Annotated in this window: 19 protein-coding genes and 1 pseudogene; 8 read left to right on the top strand and 12 right to left on the bottom strand. The window is 44.8% G+C overall.

From position 1 onward, the window contains the following. Positions 1 to 15: 15 nt before the first annotated feature. On the bottom strand, positions 16 to 237 hold the full coding sequence (locus J1C77_RS00685; RefSeq protein WP_002922690.1) for a hypothetical protein: 222 nt from the start codon (positions 235 to 237) through the stop codon (positions 16 to 18). Positions 238 to 583: 346 nt separating this feature from the next. On the opposite strand from J1C77_RS00685, the gene J1C77_RS00680 reads away from it, so the two are divergent. Beyond that, entirely contained in the window at positions 584 to 1,432 is an 849-nt protein-coding gene (locus J1C77_RS00680) for a helix-turn-helix domain-containing protein (RefSeq protein WP_002922691.1), read from the top strand. A gap of 9 nt (positions 1,433 to 1,441) precedes the next feature. Here the strand turns inward: J1C77_RS00680 and J1C77_RS00675 are convergent, their stop codons facing one another. Together J1C77_RS00675 and ruvA are read right to left on the bottom strand one after the other, a co-directional pair. Continuing rightward, positions 1,442 to 2,014 (bottom strand): DNA-3-methyladenine glycosylase I, encoded by a 573-nt coding sequence (locus J1C77_RS00675; RefSeq protein ID WP_002922692.1) that lies wholly within the window; start codon positions 2,012 to 2,014, stop codon positions 1,442 to 1,444. Positions 2,015 to 2,023: 9 nt separating this feature from the next. Continuing rightward, the gene (gene ruvA, locus J1C77_RS00670; RefSeq protein ID WP_002922693.1) at positions 2,024 to 2,614 is read right to left on the bottom strand and encodes a Holliday junction branch migration protein RuvA; all 591 of its coding nucleotides are present in this window, start codon (positions 2,612 to 2,614) and stop codon (positions 2,024 to 2,026) included. Positions 2,615 to 2,782: 168 nt separating this feature from the next. Between ruvA and J1C77_RS00665 the strand changes: the two genes are divergently transcribed. Continuing rightward, positions 2,783 to 3,289 carry a helix-turn-helix domain-containing protein gene (locus tag J1C77_RS00665; protein WP_042763228.1) on the top strand — a complete coding sequence of 169 codons (507 nt, stop codon included), beginning with the start codon at positions 2,783 to 2,785 and terminating at the stop codon, positions 3,287 to 3,289. After that, a pseudogene (locus J1C77_RS00660) lies at positions 3,273 to 3,777 on the top strand (RDD family protein). Before J1C77_RS00665 ends, J1C77_RS00660 begins: the two are co-directional and overlap by 17 nt. A gap of 35 nt (positions 3,778 to 3,812) precedes the next feature. On the opposite strand, the gene mutL reads toward J1C77_RS00660, so the two are convergent. Continuing rightward, on the bottom strand, positions 3,813 to 5,756 hold the full coding sequence (gene mutL / locus J1C77_RS00655; protein ID WP_002922698.1) for a DNA mismatch repair endonuclease MutL: 1,944 nt from the start codon (positions 5,754 to 5,756) through the stop codon (positions 3,813 to 3,815). A 184-nt stretch (positions 5,757 to 5,940) separates the two neighbouring features. On the opposite strand from mutL, the gene J1C77_RS00650 reads away from it, so the two are divergent. Next, the gene (locus J1C77_RS00650) at positions 5,941 to 6,381 is read left to right on the top strand and encodes a LytTR family DNA-binding domain-containing protein (RefSeq protein ID WP_002922700.1); all 441 of its coding nucleotides are present in this window, start codon (positions 5,941 to 5,943) and stop codon (positions 6,379 to 6,381) included. After that, positions 6,378 to 6,848 (top strand): DUF3021 domain-containing protein, encoded by a 471-nt coding sequence (locus J1C77_RS00645; protein WP_002922701.1) that lies wholly within the window; start codon positions 6,378 to 6,380, stop codon positions 6,846 to 6,848. The genes J1C77_RS00650 and J1C77_RS00645 overlap by 4 nt, the downstream gene beginning before the upstream one ends. 48 nt (positions 6,849 to 6,896) lie before the next feature. On the opposite strand, the gene mutS is transcribed toward J1C77_RS00645, so the two are convergent. Both mutS and argR read right to left on the bottom strand, forming a co-directional pair. Next, positions 6,897 to 9,446 (bottom strand): DNA mismatch repair protein MutS, encoded by a 2,550-nt coding sequence (gene mutS, locus J1C77_RS00640; protein WP_002922702.1) that lies wholly within the window; start codon positions 9,444 to 9,446, stop codon positions 6,897 to 6,899. Positions 9,447 to 9,524: 78 nt separating this feature from the next. Continuing rightward, positions 9,525 to 9,962, bottom strand: a complete 438-nt coding sequence (gene argR, locus J1C77_RS00635) for an arginine repressor (RefSeq protein WP_002902018.1) — start codon at positions 9,960 to 9,962, stop codon at positions 9,525 to 9,527. Positions 9,963 to 10,262: 300 nt separating this feature from the next. Here argR and argS point away from each other — a divergent pair, with 300 nt between their 5' ends. After that, positions 10,263 to 11,951, top strand: coding sequence for an arginine--tRNA ligase (argS, locus tag J1C77_RS00630; protein ID WP_002902017.1), 1,689 nt, complete (start codon positions 10,263 to 10,265; stop codon positions 11,949 to 11,951). Between the two features lie 31 nt (positions 11,952 to 11,982). On the opposite strand, the gene nrdI is transcribed toward argS, so the two are convergent. The 5 genes from nrdI to malQ all read right to left on the bottom strand — a co-directional run bounded on the left by nrdI (position 11,983) and on the right by malQ (position 17,037). Further along, the gene (gene nrdI / locus J1C77_RS00625) at positions 11,983 to 12,471 is read right to left on the bottom strand and encodes a class Ib ribonucleoside-diphosphate reductase assembly flavoprotein NrdI (RefSeq protein WP_002894111.1); all 489 of its coding nucleotides are present in this window, start codon (positions 12,469 to 12,471) and stop codon (positions 11,983 to 11,985) included. A gap of 62 nt (positions 12,472 to 12,533) precedes the next feature. Next, positions 12,534 to 13,052 (bottom strand): ABC transporter permease, encoded by a 519-nt coding sequence (locus tag J1C77_RS00620; RefSeq protein WP_002902015.1) that lies wholly within the window; start codon positions 13,050 to 13,052, stop codon positions 12,534 to 12,536. A gap of 32 nt (positions 13,053 to 13,084) precedes the next feature. Further along, a complete protein-coding gene (locus J1C77_RS00615) occupies positions 13,085 to 13,249 on the bottom strand; it encodes a hypothetical protein (protein WP_002902014.1) in 165 nt (54 codons plus the stop codon). Continuing rightward, entirely contained in the window at positions 13,231 to 15,492 is a 2,262-nt protein-coding gene (gene glgP, locus J1C77_RS00610) for a glycogen/starch/alpha-glucan family phosphorylase (protein WP_002922703.1), read from the bottom strand. The genes J1C77_RS00615 and glgP overlap by 19 nt, the downstream gene beginning before the upstream one ends. Before the next feature lie 33 nt (positions 15,493 to 15,525). After that, positions 15,526 to 17,037 (bottom strand): 4-alpha-glucanotransferase, encoded by a 1,512-nt coding sequence (gene malQ, locus J1C77_RS00605; RefSeq protein ID WP_002922704.1) that lies wholly within the window; start codon positions 17,035 to 17,037, stop codon positions 15,526 to 15,528. A gap of 436 nt (positions 17,038 to 17,473) precedes the next feature. Between malQ and J1C77_RS00600 the strand changes: the two genes are divergently transcribed. Both J1C77_RS00600 and pulA read left to right on the top strand, forming a co-directional pair. Next, entirely contained in the window at positions 17,474 to 18,457 is a 984-nt protein-coding gene (locus J1C77_RS00600) for a LacI family DNA-binding transcriptional regulator (RefSeq protein ID WP_002922705.1), read from the top strand. 117 nt (positions 18,458 to 18,574) lie between these two features. Continuing rightward, positions 18,575 to 20,650, top strand: coding sequence for a type I pullulanase (pulA, locus tag J1C77_RS00595; protein ID WP_002922707.1), 2,076 nt, complete (start codon positions 18,575 to 18,577; stop codon positions 20,648 to 20,650). A gap of 43 nt (positions 20,651 to 20,693) precedes the next feature. Here the strand turns inward: pulA and thrC are convergent, their stop codons facing one another. Beyond that, entirely contained in the window at positions 20,694 to 22,178 is a 1,485-nt protein-coding gene (thrC, locus tag J1C77_RS00590; protein WP_002922710.1) for a threonine synthase, read from the bottom strand. Between the last annotated feature and the right edge of the window lie 54 nt (positions 22,179 to 22,232).

The raw sequence follows: 22,232 nt of genomic DNA, 5'->3' as shown, positions 1-22,232 counted from the left end.
TAATCGAACATCATTTCAACTTTTTGTTGAACTTGACATTGCCCATCCATATTTTTGAGAATCAGATGACTTAACAGTTCCCCAAAGATTAGTTATCGAAGATTTTGAACCAATATTATTCGGAGATTTAACATAGTAATTAGAATAACCATAGTTATCATTCACACCATAATTCCATTCATCAATAATCGGATATGGGGCTGGATATGCTACTTCTGCACTAACGATACTAGTCATAGTAGTTAGCCCAAAACCTAAAGAAACTGTAGCTAATAAAGCTAATGTTTTATTTTTAATTCTTAAATTTTATAGATTCTAATTTTTAAATATATATATATTTAATCTTTGCCTACTTTTTTGAAATATTTAGAACATTGAACTCACTCCACTTCTATCCTATCCACCTTATCTCCACGGCCACCACCATGGGAGTGCATTTACAAGCATTATTAGCGTCATTGCCAATAAAATAGAATTGTATTTCACTTTCTTCATTTTTGCCCTCCTTTTTATTTCATGATATACTATTTTAAAATATTTTTTCAAAATGTAGCTTTTAGTAACATTTTAAAAAGGAGTTCTTATGCGCTGGGATTATGGAAAAATCTATAAAGAAATTAGGAAATCAAAAAGGTTGACTCAAGAAGAAATTTGTGGAGATTTTTTAGCTCGCTCAACTTTGGCACGAATTGAAAGCGGGCAAGTCGTGCCAAAGTTCGATACCATGATTTTTTTACTTCGCCAGATAGATATGACACTAGAAGAATTTAAATACATTTGTGATTATTATCAACCTAGTCAACGGCAGAAAATTTTAAATTCTCTTTATAACCAAGGTGAGTCTATTGTAGGGACGAAAGGTTTGTTACAATTGAAGAGAGAATGCGAGGCATATCTATATAAACATTCCGATATTCCGATTAAACATGCTTTAGATAGCATCAATATTACTATTCATCTGAGACAAAATGGCATTTCTGAGACAAAAGAAATTAATGCTACTACCAATAAAATTTGGGCGTATTTAGAAAAACAGGACACTTGGTATGAAAGTGATTTTCGACTTCTTTCTACTATCCTTTATTTCTTCCCTTTAGAAAATATCAAACAATTTACCCAAAAGATTTTAAATAGCATAAAAAAATACAAATCATTTCGCTATGGGAATAATGTACAAATCGGACTCTTAGTCAACCTTTCTACCATCTATCTTTATAATGGATTAAAGAGAGAATGCGCTGAAATTACTAAGTACATTTACGATTTGTCAAAAAAAGAAAAACGTTATGATTCCCTCGGGCTTTCACAGATTCGACTTGGAATTTGCAAAAATGATAACGAATTAATAAAAAAAGGGATTGCTCTACTACAACTTGCCGATGAAAAAGAGCTAGTAAAATCTCTAAAAGAAGAAATTGAAAAATACCGTTGAGAATCTTTCTCAAACGGTATTTTTATGTGGATTAAAGTCACAATCCTTTTCGTGATCATTGATAAGCCCAGCTGCTTCTAGGAATGAATAGACACAAACAGGACCGACAAATTTGAAGCCTTGCTTCTTCAGCTCCTTGGACATAGTTTCTGAAAGCTCGGTCTTAGTTGGTGCTTCCTCGTAGTCCAAAATTTCATTGTCAATCGTTTTGAAATCTACAAAGGACCAGATATAGTCATTAAAAGAGCCAAACTGCTTTTGAACAGCCAAAAAAGCTTGGGCATTAGCCCTAGTTGCATAAATTTTCATCTTGTTACGGATGATGTCGGGATTGCCCAACAAATCATCCAGATCCGCATCCGTCATCTGAGCAATTTTCTGGGCATCATAGAAATGAAAAGCTTCCCGAAAAGCCTGACGTTTATTCAGAATGGTCTCCCAAGAAAGTCCAGCCTGATAAGTCTCCATGCAGAGCAATTCAAATAATTTCTGATCATCATGGAGAGGCTTGCCCCACTCCTCATCATGATAGGCCACATATAAGGGGTTGTTCATTTTTACCCAGCCGCAGCGTTTGGTCATAGCTTTCTCCTATTTCACCAACATCTTAAGAGCAGACTTGATATAGTTTTCTGCTGTATCCGTCGTGCCTTCAAAGAATTTCTTGATTTTCTTGAGCTCAGTAGCTTTGTAGCCCAGAGCCAGCATGGCTTCCATGGCTTCTTCCAGCTCCTGATTATCCACAGTCTGGACGGGTGCCTTGCTTTCTGCCAGACCATCCGCCGCCACTACCTTGCCTTCTAAGTCCAGCACCATCTGCTGGGCTGTCTTCTTGCCAATTTTAGGAAACTTGGTCAGGTAGGTGATGTTTTTCTGCTCAATGGCTTGCACTAAGCCAGCATTATCATCCGCCGCAATAATAGCCAGGGCAGACACTGGGCCGATACCTGAGACTGAAATCAAGCTGAGAAAGAGTTGCTTCTCCTCCTCGGTCGCAAAACCGTACAGGAGCTCCGCGTCTTCTCTCACCACCTGGTGCACATAGACCTTGGCTTCCTGATGAAGACGCCCTGAGTAAGCATAGGGGTTGGCCACATGAAGAATATAGCCGATAGAGTTGACTTCCAATACAATGTACTTGGCTGTAATTTTACTGACGATTCCTTTAAAATATTCGTACATAATCTTCCTTCTTCTGTATCATTTTGCCTATCTAGTATATCATATTTTCTGTCTGGAAACTGCTAATAGAAGTGCAACCAGCGGTTGACAAAATGTACAGGAAGCTGTATTCTCAAGATAAATAAAAGCTGTTAGGATAGAGTTAGCAAAGAAAAGGAGGCTGCAATGATGAAACTCGCTGATAAATTATTTGAACTAAGAAAAGAAAAAGGCTGGTCACAAGAAAAACTGGCTGAACAGATCAATGTCTCTCGCCAAAGCATTTCCAAGTGGGAATCTGGCCAAGCACTGCCAGAGCTGGAGAAAATTGTAGAGCTGAGCAAGATTTTCCAGGTGACGACAGATTATCTGCTTTTAGAAGAAAGCGACAAACCAGAAATAAACCCCGTCCTCTCAGAAGACGAAAAAGATCGCTACTACAAGGAAGTGAAATCTTATAGCTTCTGGCAGGTTCTGTATATTTTTATATCTGCCCTAGCTATCTTTCTCTTCTTTGCAGGTTCTAGCTTTCCAGCAACATTCACTGCCCTAGTCTGGTTGGCATTTTTCCTCTTAATCGCATCAGCAATGGCTATTAACAAGGCGCTAAAAATTAAGAAAAAGTATCTGGACAAGGTTATAGGCCTTGATGAGGATTCTAAGAAAGAAGGTGCTCAAGATGAAGCTGAAAACTGACAATCCCATACCTGTCAAAACTCGTCTGAAAGAGCTGATTGGAGACTGGCTCTTCATCTCAGGCTACCTCATTGCTCTTTTTTTACTATCTGGTTTTAGGAGGCATTCCTGCATTCACTGAAGTCCAGAGCCAGCTTCTGGCTTTTTCTACCTCAGTCCTGCCTCTAACTATTATCTTTGCTTGGTTAGACTATAGAAAAGGAAGTTTTGGCAAGCGTTGGGCAGGTTTACAGTTGGTTTACAAACATAGGAGCCTTTCCCACAGCCTTTTGCGATCTGCTATCAAGTTTTTCCCTTGGCAGCTGGGACATATGGGAGCTATCCGTAGTGCTTATCAAGCAGATGCCCTGTCAATTTTCTTGTCAACTTCAGCAGGGATTCTCTTCTTGATCTTTCTGCTGATGGGACTACTTCGCAAGGACAAACGCCATCCAGCTGATTTGCTTGCTGGAACGCAAGTTCAGCTCAAAAATTCAAAACAGCTCTAGTTCTATGACTAGGGCTGTTTGATCTTCTATAGAGTTTAGTATTTCCCCAACTCCCGCAGGCTAGTATGATTTTCCTGAATGCGGCGGAACATTTTTTCCATATCCGACTTGGTAAAGTTGACTAAGACCGGTCGGCCGTGTGGGCAGTTGTAGGGATTGTCACACTGGGACAGCTGAAAGAGCAAGTCACGCGCAGAGTAGTCATCCAGACTGTGATTGGCCTTGATGGAGCGTTTGCAGCTCATCATAATAGCTAGCTCTGCTCGATATTTCTTGATGGAAACTTCCTTGGTCAGGAGAAGCATATCGCACATCTCATAGATGCCGGCTTCAATCTCCTCTTCCTTGAACCAAATGGGATGCTCGCGGAGGATAAATTGGTTGGCTCCGTACTCTTCTAAAAAGATGCCAGCATCTTCTAACAGCTTCATCCGCTGCTTGATTCGCAACATATCGTCCGCTGGAAATTCAAAGATATAGGGCACTAAGAGCTGCTGCTGGCTATTGTCCACATCCCCAATCTTCTCCCGATAATACTCATACTTGACCCGCTCTTGAGCAGCATGCTGGTCAATAATGTAAAGACCGCCCTTGCCCTGAGCAAAGAGATAGGTGCCATGCATCTGGCCGAAATATTCTAACTCTGGGAAGCTTGATTTCTCTTCCTGTCCCAACTTATCCACAGCCCGCTCCAGACTGGCCTGGTCTAGCTCTGGATGGTCTAGTTGGTCATAACTAACTGGCCTTCTCTCTGCGAATTTGACCGAAGTCGGTTGCGGTTCTGATTTTTCATCTGTCGCTTGATGAACAGGCTTTGCTGACTCTTCAAAGGATAACTGCTGCTCTGCCACCTCTGGTTTGAGGAAGAAGTCATTCCGCTCCTTATCGTAGTAGAGGCGATTTTCTTTCAGAGGAAGACTGGTCTGTTCGGGTTTAGTCGCACGCTTAACAGTTGATTTGGCTAGATTTTCCAAAGCATCTGGGATAAGGTCCTGCTCCTTGAGACTGGTCGCAATGGCTTGCGAAATCAAGGCCATGAGTTCGCGTTCTTTAGAAATCCTCACCTCTTGCTTGGTCGGATGGACATTGACATCGGCCAGATAGGGGTCAATCTGAATATTGATGACCGCTAGTGGAAAGCGGCCTACCATCAGCTTGCTGCCGTAGCCGTCCAGAATAGCACGATTAAGCAGGAAATTCTTGATATAGCGGCCGTTAATGAGAATCGTAATATAATTACGATTCGCACGAGTCAACTCAGGCAGACTGACATAGCCGCTCACTTCAAAGTCCAAATCTGAAGCAGAGATTTCCACCATTTTCTTGGCTGTTGCCAGACCATAGATTCCTGCAATAGCCTGACGCAGATTACCACTGCCGGCAGTCCGTGTCATTTCGCGGCCGTCACTGATAAGGGTGAAAGCCACTTCCGGATGGGCCAGACTAAGCCGATTAATCACATCAACGATATGGGAAAGCTCTGCCTGCTGGCTCTTCATATACTTGAGCCGGGCTGGAGTATTAAAGAAGAGATCTTCTATCTTGATTTTCGTTCCTACCGGACTGCTGGTAGGCTCATGCTCTTCGATCTCGCCACCCTGGGCAACCAGCAGAGTCCCGTGCTGGCCCGTTTCCGTCGCTGTCTCAATAGTAAAACGCGAGACAGAAGCAATGGAAGGAATGGCCTCGCCACGAAAACCCAGTGTCCGAATCCGAAAGAGATCCGCCTGCTTCTTGATTTTACTGGTAGCATGGCGTCGAAGGGCCAGAGGAACATCTTCGTGGTCTATGCCTTCGCCATTATCCGTTACCTGAATGCTCTTGAGTCCGGCCTCCTCGATTTCGATGGTAATCTGGCTTGCACCCGCATCAATTGAATTTTCCACTAGCTCCTTGACCACGCTGCTAGGCCGCTCAATGACCTCGCCGGCCGCAATCTGATTGGCTAGAATTTCTGGAAGTTCGATAATTTTTGACATCTTTTTCTCCGTATTTGTTCTGCTATCTATTATAACACATTGGGCTCTTTCTATCAGAGGGCAGACTTATCTTGCCCGCTCTGCTCACAAGACAAACCATATAGACACAAATAGCTGCCACATAGACAAAAGGGCTTGTTTTCGCTGCCAAGTTGCGGTTTAATAAAGGTGAAAGGAGGAAGTTATGAAAGTTAAGCTAAGAATCGATTCTCAAGTCGCCGAAGACTCCGTCAGCATTGAAGCTCGTCTCATGACTGAAAGCATTCAGGAATTGGTCCACTTTGCTCAACATCTAGGCAAAGAAGACAAGATTCATGTCAAGAAAGAAGACAACATCTATCTGCTGGACGCTAAGGAAATCCACCGAGTCTATACAGAAAATCGTTATATTCAGGTCCGAACAGCAAAAGACGGCTATCGAGCTCAACAAGCTCTTTATCAGTTGCTGCAGATCCTTCCGGACTATTTTCTGCAGATTTCTCAGTCGGAAATTATCAACAGCCGACAAATCAGCCACCTCAAGCTGACTCCAAATGGCCTGATTCAAATATTTCTGAAAAACGGTGATCAGACATACTCGTCCCGCCGTTATCTCAAATCCATTAAAGAAAGGTTGCAATTATGAAAACTCGTCTTAAAGAACTCTTTTTCGGAGGAATTGGAGGGATTTTCATCGGTCTCTTCTTCTCCATGATTGTTTCTTATTTTTACAATCCAGCTTATCTACCGCTGCACCCTCGCTCTCCTACCGGCCACTTCTTTTTGAGCCAGCATGTCCATGTTTCCCTCATCATGCTCTACTGCATGCTTATCTGGTTTATCATGGGAGCTATTTTCAGATGGAGTGGAAGCTTCTTCCAAAGAGACTGGAGCATCCTGCGCTCCATCGTCAGCCACTTTGGCGTGATGATTCTAACCTTTGCACTTTTAGCTAACCTAGCTGGATTTTTCCCAAGAGAAAAAATACTCAGCCTGACACTGACTGCCGTTGGGGAATTCACTCTCATTTATCTGATTATTTCAGGAATCATCTATTACCACACCTACCGCAACATTCAAAAAATTAATAGCGGTTTGTCTAGCAAATCGTGAGAAACAAAAAGAACAGACTTGAGGCATTAACAAGTCTGTTCTTTGTTTTTACAACTTCTTCTTGAGCTCGGCCACTGCTGCCATGACTTCCAGGGGAGTCATATTGTAGATGTCCAAGTCTCGTAGTTCAGTCAGGACTGGATTTTCCGTTCCTTCTGCAAAAAGAGACATCTGCTCCGCCACTTGCGACTGCTTCGGTCTGGATGCAGTAGGAAGCTCTGAGCCTAGTCCTGTATCCTGACTCTCCAAATGACTCAAAATGCTATCCGCCCGCTCCAGTAATTTCTCAGGAAGTCCGGCAATTTTAGCCACATGGATCCCGTAGGACTTGTCAGCCGGACCCGGCTCAATCTTATGCAGGAAAGTCACCTGCCCGTCCTTTTCCAAGGTTGCTACATGGACATTTTCCAAATGCTCCAAGCTATTCTCTAAAGCTGTCAGCTCATGATAGTGGGTGGCAAAGAGGGTCTTGGCTCCAGTATAATGATGAATATGCTCAATAATAGCCTGAGCCAGCGCCATCCCATCGTAAGTCGCCGTCCCACGGCCCAGCTCATCAAAGAGAATGAGCGAACGCTCGCTGGCCTGTCGAATGGCCCGATTGGCCTCCATCATCTCCACCATAAAGGTGGACTGGCCAGATACCAGATCATCCGCTGCGCCGATGCGAGTGAAAATCGCATCGAATAGCGGCAGACTGGCAGACTGAGCGGGCACATAAGAGCCCATCTGTGCCATAATGACGATGATAGCCAGCTGGCGCATATAAGTCGATTTCCCGCTCATATTAGGCCCGGTAATCAGCTGGATGTCCGTTTCCTGGTCCAGCAGAATACTATTTGGAATGTAGCTTTGGGCTCCCATGACCTTTTCCACAACGGCATGCCGGCCTTTTTCAATCTGCAGACGGCGCTCTGCAGTAAAGACGGGGCGCACCAAATGTAGTTGCTCCGCTACCGCAGCAAAGCTCTGCAGTACATCTACAGCTGCCAGCGTTTGTGCCAAGGCCTGCAAGCGCTGGATGTATTTGCCAGCTTCCTCGCGAATCCGCATGAAAATCTCGTATTCCAAATTAGCAGATTTTTCACGCGCCTCCAACATCTCTCCCTCAATCCTGGCCAGCTCCTCCGTTCCGAAACGCTCCGAATTTTTCAGGGTCGCCTTGCGGAAGAAATGACTAGGCACATGAGCCAGCTGGGAATTGGTCACGTGGAAATAGTAACCATCTTTTTTATTGTAATCAATCTTCAGATTGCTGATGCCGCTATTGGCACGTTCTTTAACTTCCAGCTCCGCAATCCATCCAGTCCCCTCCCTCAGCACAAGCCGATACTGATCCAAGGTCTCATCAAAACCGGTCCGAATGATATTGCCCTCGGTGATGATATGGGGCGCATCCGGCGAAATAGCTGAGCTAATCAAGCCTGCCAACTCTGGAATAGGATCCAAGCCCTCAATCAAACGAGCTAGATGCTGGCTGCCGATTCCTTGCAAGATAGCCTTAATCTGAGGCACATTGCCCAATGTAGCTGCCAGCTGCAGCAGATCCTTGGGATTGGTCTTGCCAAAAGACACCCGACTAGCCAGCCGCTCGATATCGTAGACTCCCTTGAGGCTCTCCGTCAAATCACTCCGCTCAAAGAAATGATCCAGAAAAACCTCAACGACATTCTGTCGCTGGCTAATTCGCGCTTCATCAATCAGCGGACGCTGGATCCAAGAGCGCAGCATGCGGCCACCCATGGCCGTCTTAGTCTCGTCCATCAGCCAATAAAGACTGCCGTGCTTCTTGCCCGAGCGAGCATTTTCTGTCAAATCCAGACTCGCCTTAGTGGCATAGTCCATTTGCAGAAAGTCCTTGATTTCATAATGCTGGGCCTTCTTCAAATGGCTGAGCTCCCTCATCTGGGTTCGGTGCACATACTCCAGCAATTTCCCCGCTGCCTGACGTTCCATCGGAGACAGTTCCTCTCCCAGTAGCTGGACATCATCCAAGGCTGTCTGTACATAGGACAGCAAAAGGTTCATCTGCCCAGCCAAGACCTGCTCCTCAGCTTCTGGCAAGTCATAGCCCAGCACCACTTCTCTAGCTTTCAAATTGCGGATTTCCCCGCAGACCAAGGCAAAGTCCTCTAAACTAGTCACCTGAAACTCACCGGTCACCAAGTCCATATAAGCCAGACCATAGAGGCCCTCTGAGTAATCCAGAGCCACCAGAAAGTTATTAGCAGAGTCCGGCTTACTGGAGTCCACCACCGTCCCCGGCGTGATAACCTGAACGACCTCCCGCTTGACAACTCCTTTGGCTTCCTTGGGATCTTCCATCTGCTCCGCAATCGCTACCTTATAGCCTGATTCGACCAAAACATCAATATACTGCTGAGCCGAATGATAGGGAACTCCGGCCATGGGAATAGGATTTTCTGCATTTTTATTGCGGCTGGTGAGGGAAATCTCTAAAATCTGGGCGGCATTGACTGCATCATCATAAAACAGCTCATAGAAATCCCCCATCCGAAAGAGCAAGAAAGCATCTGGATAGTCCTTTTTGATATCCAAATACTGCTGCATGCCTGGCGATAACTTTTCTACTGCCATCTCTATCCTTTCTAAAAACAAACGAGGTCAGGACTTCTGTCTCAAACCTCTCCATTTTTCCTGAAAAAACTGTGACTCTTACATCACTTCCTGTATTTGCTCTTCAATCTCCTGAGCAGCTGCCTGATCCCGGCAAACCACTAAAAGAGTATTGGCACCCGCAACGGTTCCCAGAATGCGGCTATCGAACGAGCTATCCACGACATTGGCCAGCACTGTTGCCTCTCCCAGGCCCGTACGAAGAACCAGACTAAACTCTGCCCTGGCCACACTCTCCACATGCTTGGCTAAAAACTCTATAAAATCGATCTCTTCAGTCTCATGCGCCAAAACATAATAAGTCAGCCCCTTCTTCTTAACCTTGGTCAGGCCGATTTCACGAAGGTCACGCGACAGGGTAGTCTGCGTCACATATATCCCTTGTGCTTCCAGACGATCCTGAATCTCCTTTTGCGTTCCTAGCTTTTCCTCCTTAATCATCGTTTTGACTAACTGATGACGGTCATTCTTTCTCATTTTTACCTCATTATTGAATATTTAGAAGCTGCATTCATGAAGAATACTCCATCCGATCAAAGACCGCTTCTCCATCAATCTAGGCAAAGATTTGCAGGAATACTGAGAATAAACAAAAAACTTTAACGAAGAGTAATAGAGAAGAAAGCAATTAGATAGAAAACTCATCTATAAATACAGGTTCTTATCCCTCTTATTATATCAGAAAAATTCCTATTAGCCCAAAAATTATTCCCAAAAAAATTGAAGATTCCTTGAAAAATGTGATAAAATAATAACAAAAGACACAAAGGAGCAAATATGGATAACAAACAGTTGATTGCCGGCGAATTGGCCAAGGTTATTGACAGCCTTGATCAAGACGCTATTTTAAATTTATTGGAGCAGCCAAAGAGCTCTGAACTTGGCGATATCGCCTTCCCAGCCTTTTCTCTGGCAAAGACTGAGCGCAAAGCTCCTCAAATCATCGCTGCTGATATCGCTGAAAAGATTGACACAGCGCATTTTGACAAAGTCGTTGCGACTGGTCCTTATGTTAACTTTTTCCTCAGCAAGGCTGAAATTTCCGGCCAAGTTATCAAAGAAGTCATCAAAGACGGAGCTGACTACGGCCAGCAAAACGAAGGAAATAATCAGAATATCACCATCGACCTGTCCAGTCCAAACATTGCCAAGCCTTTCTCAGTCGGCCACTTGCGCTCTACTGTTATCGGTGACGCTCTTTCCAACATCTTCCGCAAGATTGGCTACAACACCATCAAAATCAACCACTTGGGAGACTGGGGCAAACAGTTTGGTCTCTTGATGGTAGCTTATAAGAAGTGGGGAAGTCAGGAAGCTGTTGAAGCTAACCCTATTGACGAGCTCCTCAAACTCTACGTGCGTATCAATGCCGAGATTGAAAATGACCCATCTCTGGATGAAGAAGGCCGCCTTTGGTTCAAGAAGCTAGAAGATGGCGACCCAGAAGCAACTGAGCTTTGGCAATGGTTCCGCGACGAAAGTCTGACAGAATTCAACCGTATCTACGAACTCCTAGGTGTCGAGTTTGACAGCCTAAACGGTGAAGCCTTCTACAATGACAAGATGGACGAAGGGATTCAAATCCTTGAAGACAAGGGTCTCCTGCAGGAATCAAAAGGAGCTAGCATTGTAGACTTGGAAGACTTTAACCTTCCGCCTGCTATGATTAAAAAATCAGACGGTGCTACCCTCTACATCACACGTGATATCGCAACAGCCATCTACCGGGCTCGCACTTACAACTTTGTCAAAAATGTCTATGTTGTAGGTCAAGAGCAGGCTAACCACTTCAGACAGCTCAAGGCCGTTCTGAAAAAGATGGGCTTTGACTGGAGCGATGACATGATTCACGTTGACTTCGGACTGGTGACTAAGAACCGTCAAAAATTGTCTACACGTAAAGGAAATATCATCCTCCTCGAACCAACTCTGCTGGAAGCTATCAGCCGAGCAAAAAGTCAGATTGAAGCTAAAAACCCAGAATTGGAAAACAAGGACGCTGTTGCTCGTGCAGTTGGGGTAGGAGCAGTTAAGTTCTACGACCTCAAAACCGACCGCCGCAATGGTTACGACTTTGACCTGGAAGCTATGGTTTCCTTCGAGGGAGAAACAGGTCCTTACATCCAGTATGCTTATGCTCGTATCCAGTCTATCCTGCGCAAGGCTAACTTCCAGCCAGATGCAGAGGCTACGTACAGCCTGAACGATCCAGAAAGCTGGGAAATTATCAAGTTGCTCCAAGACTTCGGCCGTGTTGTCAAGCGTGCTGCTGACAACTATGAGCCATCTCTGATTGCCAAATACGCTATCAGTCTGGCTCAAGCCTTTAACAAATACTATGCGCACACTCGGATTCTGGATGAAAGCCCTGAACGCGACAGCCGTCTGGCTCTCAGCTACTCAACAGCTGTTGTCCTCAAAGAAGCTTTGCGCTTGCTGGGAGTAGAAGCACCAGAAAAGATGTAAGCTTGATTTAGAACATCAAAAAACGAAAACCTCACTGGTTTTCGTTTTTTTCAATGTGATAGAGCTCTTCAATAATCCCCGCAACCTTCTTAATGTCTCCCAACATGCCACGCATTTCAAAATCAGCCAAAACTGGAAAACCGAAGCGCTCTGAATATTGCTTGGCTGTCAGACAGTATTGGTTGTTAAAGTTACGATTGCCACTGCCAATGACACCCAGACACTTGCTGGCATTCTGACCATAGGCGATAAAGTCCCCCACATCGGTTGTCAGAATTTCTACATCGCCATTGTCCACACCATTGCCACCCTCCAGATAAGTCGGCAGAAAAGCGATGAAAGGATTGTCCATTTCAAAAAAGGGCTGTCCTTCCTTTACCATGTCTTTGATATGAATCTTCTCTACTTCTAGGCTTGGATGCTGCTCCAGCAAATAGTCTGTCAGCCGACGGACAAAACTCTCTGTATTGCCGCTCAAGCTGATGTAAACCAAGGAAACCTTTGTCATTTTACTCTCCATTCTAAAAAATAACAGATACTGCTTCTTAAAATTGTAAGCACTTATCTGTTATTTGTCAAATCTTATTCGTTTGCAGCTAGTTCTGCTTTTTCAGCCTCTTTTTGCTGCTGGATTAGCTTAAAGACGACGATGGAAAGATAAATTAAACTGATGATAAAGCCCAGCACTGTTCCTAAAAGAAGACTGTTTGAATGCGTTGCAATGTTCTCAGGGCTTGTAAATACCTTGCCAACAATCCCTTTCGATGAAATATAGACGTAAACTTGAGATAACAAACTGACTAGTATATAAACGATATAGCTAATATTAGCCATCTGCAGATTTTTTCTAACCAAAAAGACGATAGATGCTATTAACAGAGCCGTCATAACGAAAAAAATCATCATATTCATTCCATTACGAAGAAATTCAAAATAAAGTTTATTAAACTGATTTGTCTGATCACTCAACTCTTTTGAGAAACCGATTTGTGTATAATCTACCTCAGAAAACTTTGAGAAAAAACGGCTCCATACTCCCAGTAAAGTTCCGATTGCTGACAAGACCAGCAAAACATAAAGATAAATTGGTTTCTTTTTCATGAACGCCTCCTGTAAAGAAATATTTTCACTTATTATACACCGAAAAGAAAAAGCTGACAAGACCAAGAAGCTTTCACCTTTTCAGAAGCCCACACAATAGCTAAATCCTTATTCATTTCTTCGACTAAAAAATCAAAGCCGAAACACTGCTGTCTCGGCTTTTTTGATTTAAAGAATATTAGCTGTTCAAGTGCCATACTTCTTCTTCGTATTGAGCGATAGTACGGTCAGATGAGAAGAATCCAGCTTTGGCGATATTGACGATGACTTTGTCCATCCATGCATTGCGGTCTTCGTAGTCCGCCAGCATGCGCTCTTTCACTTGGATATAGTCTTCCAGATCCAGCAGGGTCATGAACCAGTCCTTGCTGATCAGTTCATTGTAAAGACGTTCCAAGCGTTCAGCTTTACCAACTGCCAATACTTCATCGCTAACGATAAAGTCAACCAATGGCTTGATAGCTTCACGTGCATAGTACTCACTAGACTTGTAAGCGGATTTTGCGTAGAGGTCAATAACAGTCTCAGAATCTTCACCGAAGATGTAGATGTTGTCTTCGCCGACCAGCTCTGCAATCTCAACGTTCGCTCCGTCCATAGTACCAAGAGTCAAGGCACCGTTAAGCATGAACTTCATGTTACCAGTACCAGATGCTTCCTTAGAAGCCAGGGAAATCTGCTCAGAAATGTCACCAGCTGCAATCAAGAAGCTAGACGCTGTAACGTTGTAGTTTTCTACCATAACTACTTGCAGGTGTGGAGCTACTTGAGGGTCATTAGCAATCACTTCTGACAAGCAAAGGATGAGGTGGATGATGTCCTGTGCAATCGTGTAAGCAGGAGCAGCCTTACCACCGAAGAAGACAGTGATTGGACGAGCAGGGATGTTACCAGCCTTGATGTCCAGATACTTGTGGATAACGTACAGAGCGTTCATTTGTTGGCGCTTGTACTCATGCAGGCGCTTGATTTGGATATCAAAGATAGATTCTGGATTGATTTCCACACCTTGTGCTTCCTTCAAGTGACGAGCCAATTTACGCTTGTTGTGAGCCTTGATGCCTTCCAATTTTTCTTTAACATTTGCAGCGCCAGTGAATTCCAACAAGCCTTCGAGCTTAGTTGCATCATGGTGCCAGTCGCGACCCAGCAACTCATCTAGATAATGAGACAGACGTGGGTTGGCATGCATGAGCCAGCGGCGGAAAGTAATACCGTTGGTCTTGTTATTGAATTTTTCAGGGTAGATATCGTAGAAGGCTTTAAGCTCAGAGTTTTTCAGGATTTCTGTATGCAGAGCAGCAACACCATTGACACTGTATCCGTAGTGGATATCCATGTGCGCCATGTGCACACGATCGTCCTCATCAATGATTTGCACTGCTGGATCTACGTATTTAGCCTTAACGCGCTTGTCAAGCGCTTTGATGATTGGTACCAGATGCGGTACTACTTCTTTCAAGAATTCCAGAGGCCATTTTTCAAGAGCTTCAGCTAGAATCGTGTGGTTCGTATAAGCAGTCATCTTCTGTACGATGGCAATTGCTTCATCCAGATCCAAACCACGCTCAGTCAAGAGACGGATCATTTCTGGGATAACCAGAGATGGGTGGGTATCATTGATTTGGATGACAGCATAGTCTGCCAAGTCGTGCAGGTTGCTGCCTTTTTCAATCGCTTCGTCAATAATCAGCTGAGCACCATTTGAAACCATGAAGTACTGCTGGAAGATACGGAGCAATTCCCCTTGCTTGTCACTATCGTCTGGATAGAGGAAGAGGGTCAAGTTGCGGGCAATATCTGTCTTATCAAAGTCAATACCGTCTGTGATGATATCCGCATCCACTGAGTCCAAATCAAAGAGACGAAGACGGTTCTTAGTTTCTGTCTTGTAACCTGGCACATCAATATCATAAAGAGTAGATGTCAGGGTAAAGTGAGCAAATGGCACTTGGTAGCTGCGGCTAGAGCGAACCAACCAGTTTTGCTCAGTCAGCCAGAAGTTAGGAATAGTTGTCTGTTCGTTGTTTTTCAAAACCTGTTGGAAAAGACCAAAGTGGTAGTTCAGTCCTACACCATCACCATTAAGACCAAGTGTCGCAATAGAGTCCAGGAAGCAGGCAGCCAGACGACCCAAGCCTCCGTTACCCAAAGACGGCTCCAACTCAACTTCTTCTACCTCGATCAAGTCTTTACCAGCATCTGCCAACTCTTGCTTCACATCATCGTAAAGTCCAAGGTTGATCAAGTTGTTAGACAAAAGTTTACCAATCAGGAACTCAGCTGAGATATAGTAGAGTTTTTTCTTACCAGTATTGACTGGCTTTTGAGCGCTGGCTAATTTAGTGTAGTTCAAAAGAGCCAGGTAAAGTTCTTCGTTGCTGCAATCAGCAAGATTTTTTGAATAAGTATTTTTGATATAAGTTTGTAAGTTTGACATGATTAATCCCTTCAAGCCTGATTCGGCTGTTCTTTATTCGTTAATTAAATCGGTATTCATACGACGGTAAGTCTTGGTCAAGCTGTAAAGCTCACCTTCGACGATTGGATTCAGCTCTTCAGCTGTCATCCGCCAAGTCCAGTTGCCACCAATTGTGGATGGATAGTTCATCCGTGCTGCACTATCTAATTCCAGCAGGTCTTGCATGGTTGCAATGGCCATAAAGCTGACTGAAGCAAAGATTGTGCGCAGCATTGCATGAGGTACTGTTTCGTACTCCTTACGGTTGGTGTACTGAGCCATGTACTGGCGAGTAGCGTCGTCAATCTCATCCTTGTACCAGCCCAAAACAGTATTGTTATCATGGGTTCCGGTATACATGACTGAGTTGTTTGGCGCCAGATGCGGGCTATCGATGCTTTCATCATCAGGATTGAAGGCGAATTGCAAGATCTTCATTCCTGGGAAACCAGTGCGCTCGCGCAGCTCGATCACTTCGTCCGTCATAAAGCCTAGGTCTTCTGCGATGATATTCAAATCACCCAAGGCTTCCTTAACCGCTGCAAAGAGCTTGTAGTCAGGACCTTTGACCCACTTACCAGAAGCAGATGTTTCTGAGCCAGCAGGTACTTCCCAGTAAGACTCAAAGCCGCGGAAGTGGTCGATACGGACAATGTCGTAAATCTTGAAGCTTTCACGCAGACGCTCAATCCACCATGCATAGCCATCTTTATCCATAGCTTCCCAGTCATAGATAGGATTGCCCCAAAGCTGACCAGTCTCTGAAAATTCATCTGGCGGACAGCCTGCCACACAAGTTGGCTTGCCAACAGCATCTGTCTTAAAGAAGTGCGGCTGTGCCCAGACATCAGCACTGTCAGCTGCCACATAGATTGGCATATCACCGACAATCTCGATGTGATGTTCATTAGCATAGGCTTTTAATTTTAACCACTGCTTAAAGAAGAGATACTGGGTTACACGATGATAAGTCAGCTTGTTAGCCAGCTTCTCACGATAAGAAGCGAGGCTAGTAGCCTCACGGCGGCGAATCGCTTCATCTGGCCACTCTGTCCAAGCTAGATTATCAAAATGCTCCTTGATAGCCATGTACTCAGCGAAAACTTCCAACCAAGCTGCATTTTGCTCTACAAAGCTCTCATAGTCAGATAGATCATCTGCTTTTAAGAAGCGAGCTACTGCTTTTTCCATGATTGGACGGCGAGCATCGAAAATCTTTGCATAATCTACTTTTCTAGGATCATCTCCGAAATCAGCTCCCTTGACATCTGCCTCGTTCAGCAAACCTTCTTCTATCAGAATATCAAAATCGATAAAGTAGGTATTCCCCGCAAAAGCAGAGAAAGACTGATAAGGAGAATCACCATAACTGGTCGTTCCCAGTGGCAAAATCTGCCAATAGCGCTGCTTGGTGCGAACCAAGAAGTCTACAAAATCATAAGCACTTTGGCCAAAAGATCCGATACCGTACTTGCCCGGAAGGGATGAAATGTGCATGAGCACACCGCTTTGACGTTTTTTCATTTTGTCACCTCGTTATTTTTTCCTCTACGCCTTTTCATTTTTACTTAATGCAAACGTTTGCGTCGACTTGATTATAACCTATTTTTTTTTTAAGTGCAAGGGGTTTTTGAGATTTTTTTCAATTTATTGGTTAATGGATATAATGCTCTTTTAGGACTCTCCTACTGCCCCAATTGTTTACCGTTTTTCTCTTCTTGCAAGCGTTCTCTTTTTGTGTTAAAATGTTCTTACAAACAGAAAACGTTTGCGTTTGTGGAGAATCCGCCTCATACTTGCTTTTTTGACCACAATAGTCAGGCAAAACCACTGTCGCTGCTAGCTATTTTTGGCACAGGTTTGCATGACTCTTAGAAAGCAAGTGCTTCTACTAGTAGATTTAAAATAGTTCATGTTATCGTAAGGATTTCCAGCAAATGCAGGCCTTTAGGAGGTTTTTATGCGAGTTACTATCAAAGAAGTCGCAAAACTAGCAGGCGTGTCGCCCTCTACCGTGACCCGCGTCGTACAAAACAAATCAACCATCAGTGAAGAAACCAAAAAACGGGTCCGTGCTGCTATGAAGGAGCTGGACTATCATCCCAACCTCAATGCCAGAAGTCTGGTCAGCCAATCCAGCCAGGTCATCGGCTTGGTCCTGCCGGACGACTCAGATGTCTTCTATCAAAACCCTTTCTTCCCAACTGTATTGCGGGGGATTTCTCAGATTGCTTCTGATTATGACTATGCCATCCAGATCAGCACAGGGCAAGATGAAGAGCACCGCTTAGAAAATATGAAGCAGATGATCTTAGGCAAGAGAGTAGATGGACTGATTTTCCTTTACTCCAAGCAGGACGATCCTTTGGTCGACTTTGCAGTTAGGAACAACTTCCCTTTCCTTATCCTAGGGAAAGCTGTCTCTCCTTTCATCTCTCTGGTGGACAATGACAATATCAAGGCCGGCTATGACGCGACCAGATATTTCCTTGACAAGGGCTATCAGAAAATTGCCTTTCTAGCCGGGAATAAGGAGCTGGTCGTTTCTCAGGATCGTTACACAGGCTACAAGCAAGCTCTGAATGAAGCAGAACGGCCTTTGGATGAACGCATTATCAAATTTGCCTTCGGTTTCCTTCTGGAAGACAACAGTTACAAGATTATGGAGGAGCTGCCGCTGGACGAGATTGAAGCCATCGTGACCTCTGATACCTTGGTAGCAGAAGGAGCCCTGCACTATCTCAAAGATCAGGACTACCAGATTCCCATTATCACCTTTGATTCTCTCAAACCGCGCATTGATGTGGATGCTTATATCGATATCAATGCCCTTGAGCTTGGGAAAGAGTCTTTCCGGACCCTCTTCCAAATCATCAAGGACAATAAAGAAGACAAGCAGATCTGCTATCGCCAGCTGATTCCGCATAGCATCAGCACTCGCTAATCCGAGTGCTTTTGCTCATTTATCAACGATTCACTGAACGGCCTTGTCCCAACCCAGGGCAGAGCCTGAACTAAAAGCAATTACCCGAAGAGAAACCGACAAAGAAAGAGGAAAAACATGGCCTTTCGTATTTTTCAAGCCTATTTAGATGACGAAAACATCATCACCATCGAACTGGAAAAGAGCTTTGATGCCTACTCCATCCACTTTACACTGGAAGACAAGCACAGCTCCAGCCCCTTAACCATCAAAAACATCAACAATCAGGAAGATCGGATTATCTACACCGTATCGGCTAATGAGCCCATTGACCTGACGCAGTCCTACAAGGTCTATGACCAAGACCGCAATCATACCGACCTGCAGTACCGCCATATCGTGAAAAAGCCTATTTTCGATGAGATTTTTGACTATGCAGGCGACGATTTGGGAGCTCAGTACAGCTCCCAAGCCACCGACTTCAAACTCTGGGCACCCATTTCCGAAAAAGTCCTCCTGCATCTGAAAGACCAGGTTCACCATCTCAAGCGTCTGGATAAGGGAGTCTGGCATACCCGCATTGAAGGAGATTTAGAGGGAGCCTCCTATTCTTATCTCCATAAGATCAATGGCAAGTGGGTAGAAGTCCATGATCCCTACGCCCTATCCTCAGATGTTAATTCGGGCAACAGCTATATCATTGATTTAGAAAAGATTAAAAAGCCTATCAAACGAGCGAAAACACAGCTGGATCCGACAGAAGCCGTCATTTATGAAATGAGCGTCCGCGATTTCTCTATGCAGAAAGAAGCTGGCTTCTCCTATCCTGGGAAGTTTGCCTCGCTGAGCGAATCACCAGTCGTCCACGGCCAGAAGTTCGGTTTGGACTATCTGAAAGAGCTAGGCATCAGCCACGTGCAACTTATGCCTGTCTATGACTTCGGCAGCGTTGATGAAAAGCATCCTGAGCTCGTCTACAACTGGGGCTACGACCCTGTCCAATATAATGTCCCAGATGGCAGTTTTGCCAGCGATCCGCGAGACCCTTATGCCCGCATCTTAGAATTGCAGGCGGCCATTAATGCCTACCACAATGCTGATATCAGCGTCATCATGGACGTGGTCTACAATCATGTCTATGATGCCAACAGCTATGCTTTTGAAAAAATCGTGCCCGGCTATTTTTTCCGGCTCAATGACATGGGTTACCGGACCAACGGAACCTTCTGTGGTAATGATGTGGCCAGTGAAAAGGCTATGGTCCGCCGCTATATCAAGCAGTCTGTCAAGCAATGGGTCAGCCTCTATGGTTTTGACGGTTTCCGCTTTGATCTGATGGGGATTTTAGATATCCAAACCATGCAGCAGATAGCTGACGAACTCAAGACGCTCTATCCTAACATCTACCTCTACGGCGAAGGCTGGCAGATGGATACTGGGCTGGCAAGTGAACGTTTGGCTCATCAGTACAATGCTTCCCAGCTGCTAGATTATGGGTTCTTCAGCGACCATTTTCGCGACAGTCTCAAGCAGACCATCGCTCAAGGCCGGCAAATCGAGAGCAAGACTCCTGCCAGTCAGCTTGAAAACGTCCTGACAGCCAATGTCGGACTAAAAGGCGAGGCTCACTTCATAGCGCCCCAGCAAGCTATTAATTATGTGGAGTGCCATGACAATGCAACGGTTTTTGACTACTTTGATATCGTCAACCCTGCTATCACCTTGCGGGATCGGCTGGCCAATTCACGGCTGGCTCTCCAACTCGTCCTGCTGGCCCAGGGCGTGCCCTTTATACACAGCGGTCAGGAATTTTTCCGGACTAAAAATTTGATTGATAACACCTACAATATGCCTGACGAAATCAATAAACTAGACTGGCTGCGCTCCCTGCATTACACAGAGGATATTGCTTTTCTTAAACAACTGATTGCTTTTCGCAGGGCACATCCGCTGTTGCATCTAAAGACCAGCGCCGCTATCAAGCAAGCCTGTCAGGTCAACTGGCTGACAGACAGTTTATTGGAGTACAAAATTCAAGACAGGAAAGAAAGTATGACAATCGTCATCAACTTTGGCAACCAAGAGGCTGACTACGAAAATAAAAACAAGCAAAGATTGCATCTCCAGTATCCAGCCATTGATGTCCAAAAACCAATTGCACCGCTAGCTGACAGTTACAGCCTAGCTGGCAAGCAGTTGATTGTGTTAAAATAGATTATAAAACATCAGCCAATGAATAAGCTGATGTTTTTGTTTTTTATAATCCCAAATAATCTTCGACTGCTGCCTGCATTTGGTCTGCAGCGACCGTCGTTTTGTGACGCACTGGGGCTGTTTCTAAGCCATCCACAGCTGGTGGCAGAGCTACGCCAGAAAGTTCGTGCAGTTGGTCCAAAGCCTCAAAGTCACTAAGTCCTGTCTGGCCAGTTACAGCCTCAACAGCCACGACTGGGAATTTATAAGGGCTAGCGGTAGACGCGATAACAGTCTTGCGCTGATCACCTGTCTCTGCCAAGTATTTTTGATAGACAGCGGACGCAACGGCTGTATGAGGGTCTTCGATGTAGTCAGAGGCCTGATAGACCCGCTTGATTTCAGTTGCTGTTTCTTCTTCTGTCGCATAATCAGCCGCAAAGAGCTCTAAAATCCCAGCGTCAAAGTCCGTCAGTTCATACTGTCCATGCTCATTCAGGGCCACCATCAAGGCCGCTGTTTTCTCAGCGCTGTTACCAGACAGATGGAAAATCAAGCGCTCCAAGTTAGAGGAAACCAGAATATCCATGGACGGACTAGACGTCACCTTGAAGCTCCGCTTCTTGTCATAAACCTGAGTCTTGAAGAAGTCCGTCAGGACATTGTTCTCATTTGATGCGCAAATCAGCTTGCCAACCGGCAGACCGATTTGCTTGGCATAGTAGGCCGCCAGGATATTACCAAAGTTCCCTGTCGGAACTGTAAAGTTGACCTTGTCTCCTGCTGTGATTTCTCCCGCCTTCACCAGCTGAGCATAGGCATAGACATAGTAGACAATCTGAGGCACCAAACGGCCGATATTCATAGAATTAGCTGATGAAAACTGCAGCTTATGCTCCAAGAGACGAGCTCGTAGGTCTGGGTCGTTAAACATGCGCTTGACATTGGTCTGGGCATCGTCAAAGTTGCCATCAATGGCAACGACATGCGTATTAGTACCTGTCTGGGTCGTCATTTGCAGCTCTTGGACCTTGCTGACACCGTCTTTGGGATAAAAGACGATAATCTCAGTCCCAGGAACATCCGCAAAACCTGCCATAGCTGCCTTACCTGTGTCGCCAGAGGTCGCCGTCAGAATAACAATTTTGTTTTCCAAGCCGTGCTTTTTGGCTGCTGTCGTCATCAAGTGAGGCAGGATAGACAAAGCCATGTCCTTGAAGGCAATAGTCGCTCCGTGGAAAAGTTCTAGATTGTACTGACCATCCAGCTTGACCAAAGGAGCAATCGCCGCATCATCAAACTTGCTGTCGTAGGCATGGTTGATACAGTGGTCTAGCTCCGCTTCAGAAAAATCATCCAAAAATGCAGACAAAACCAGCTTGGCTACTTCCTGATAAGAAGCGTCTTTGAGCTTGGCAAAGTCCAAATCGACCTGCGGATAGGTAATGGGCGTAAAGAGCCCGCCGTCTGTTGCCAAGCCTTGCAGAATCGCCTGGCTAGCTGTTACTCTATTCTTTTCGTCGCGTGTTGATTGATAAACTAAGGTCATTCTCTCTCATCCTTTATCTGTAGTTCGCTTTATTATACCAAAATTTATCAGAAA

Source organism: Streptococcus sanguinis, from assembly GCF_050223295.1.
GTDB classification, from domain to species: domain Bacteria; phylum Bacillota; class Bacilli; order Lactobacillales; family Streptococcaceae; genus Streptococcus; species Streptococcus sanguinis_X.
This window is presented reverse-complemented; position numbering and strand designations above follow the sequence as displayed.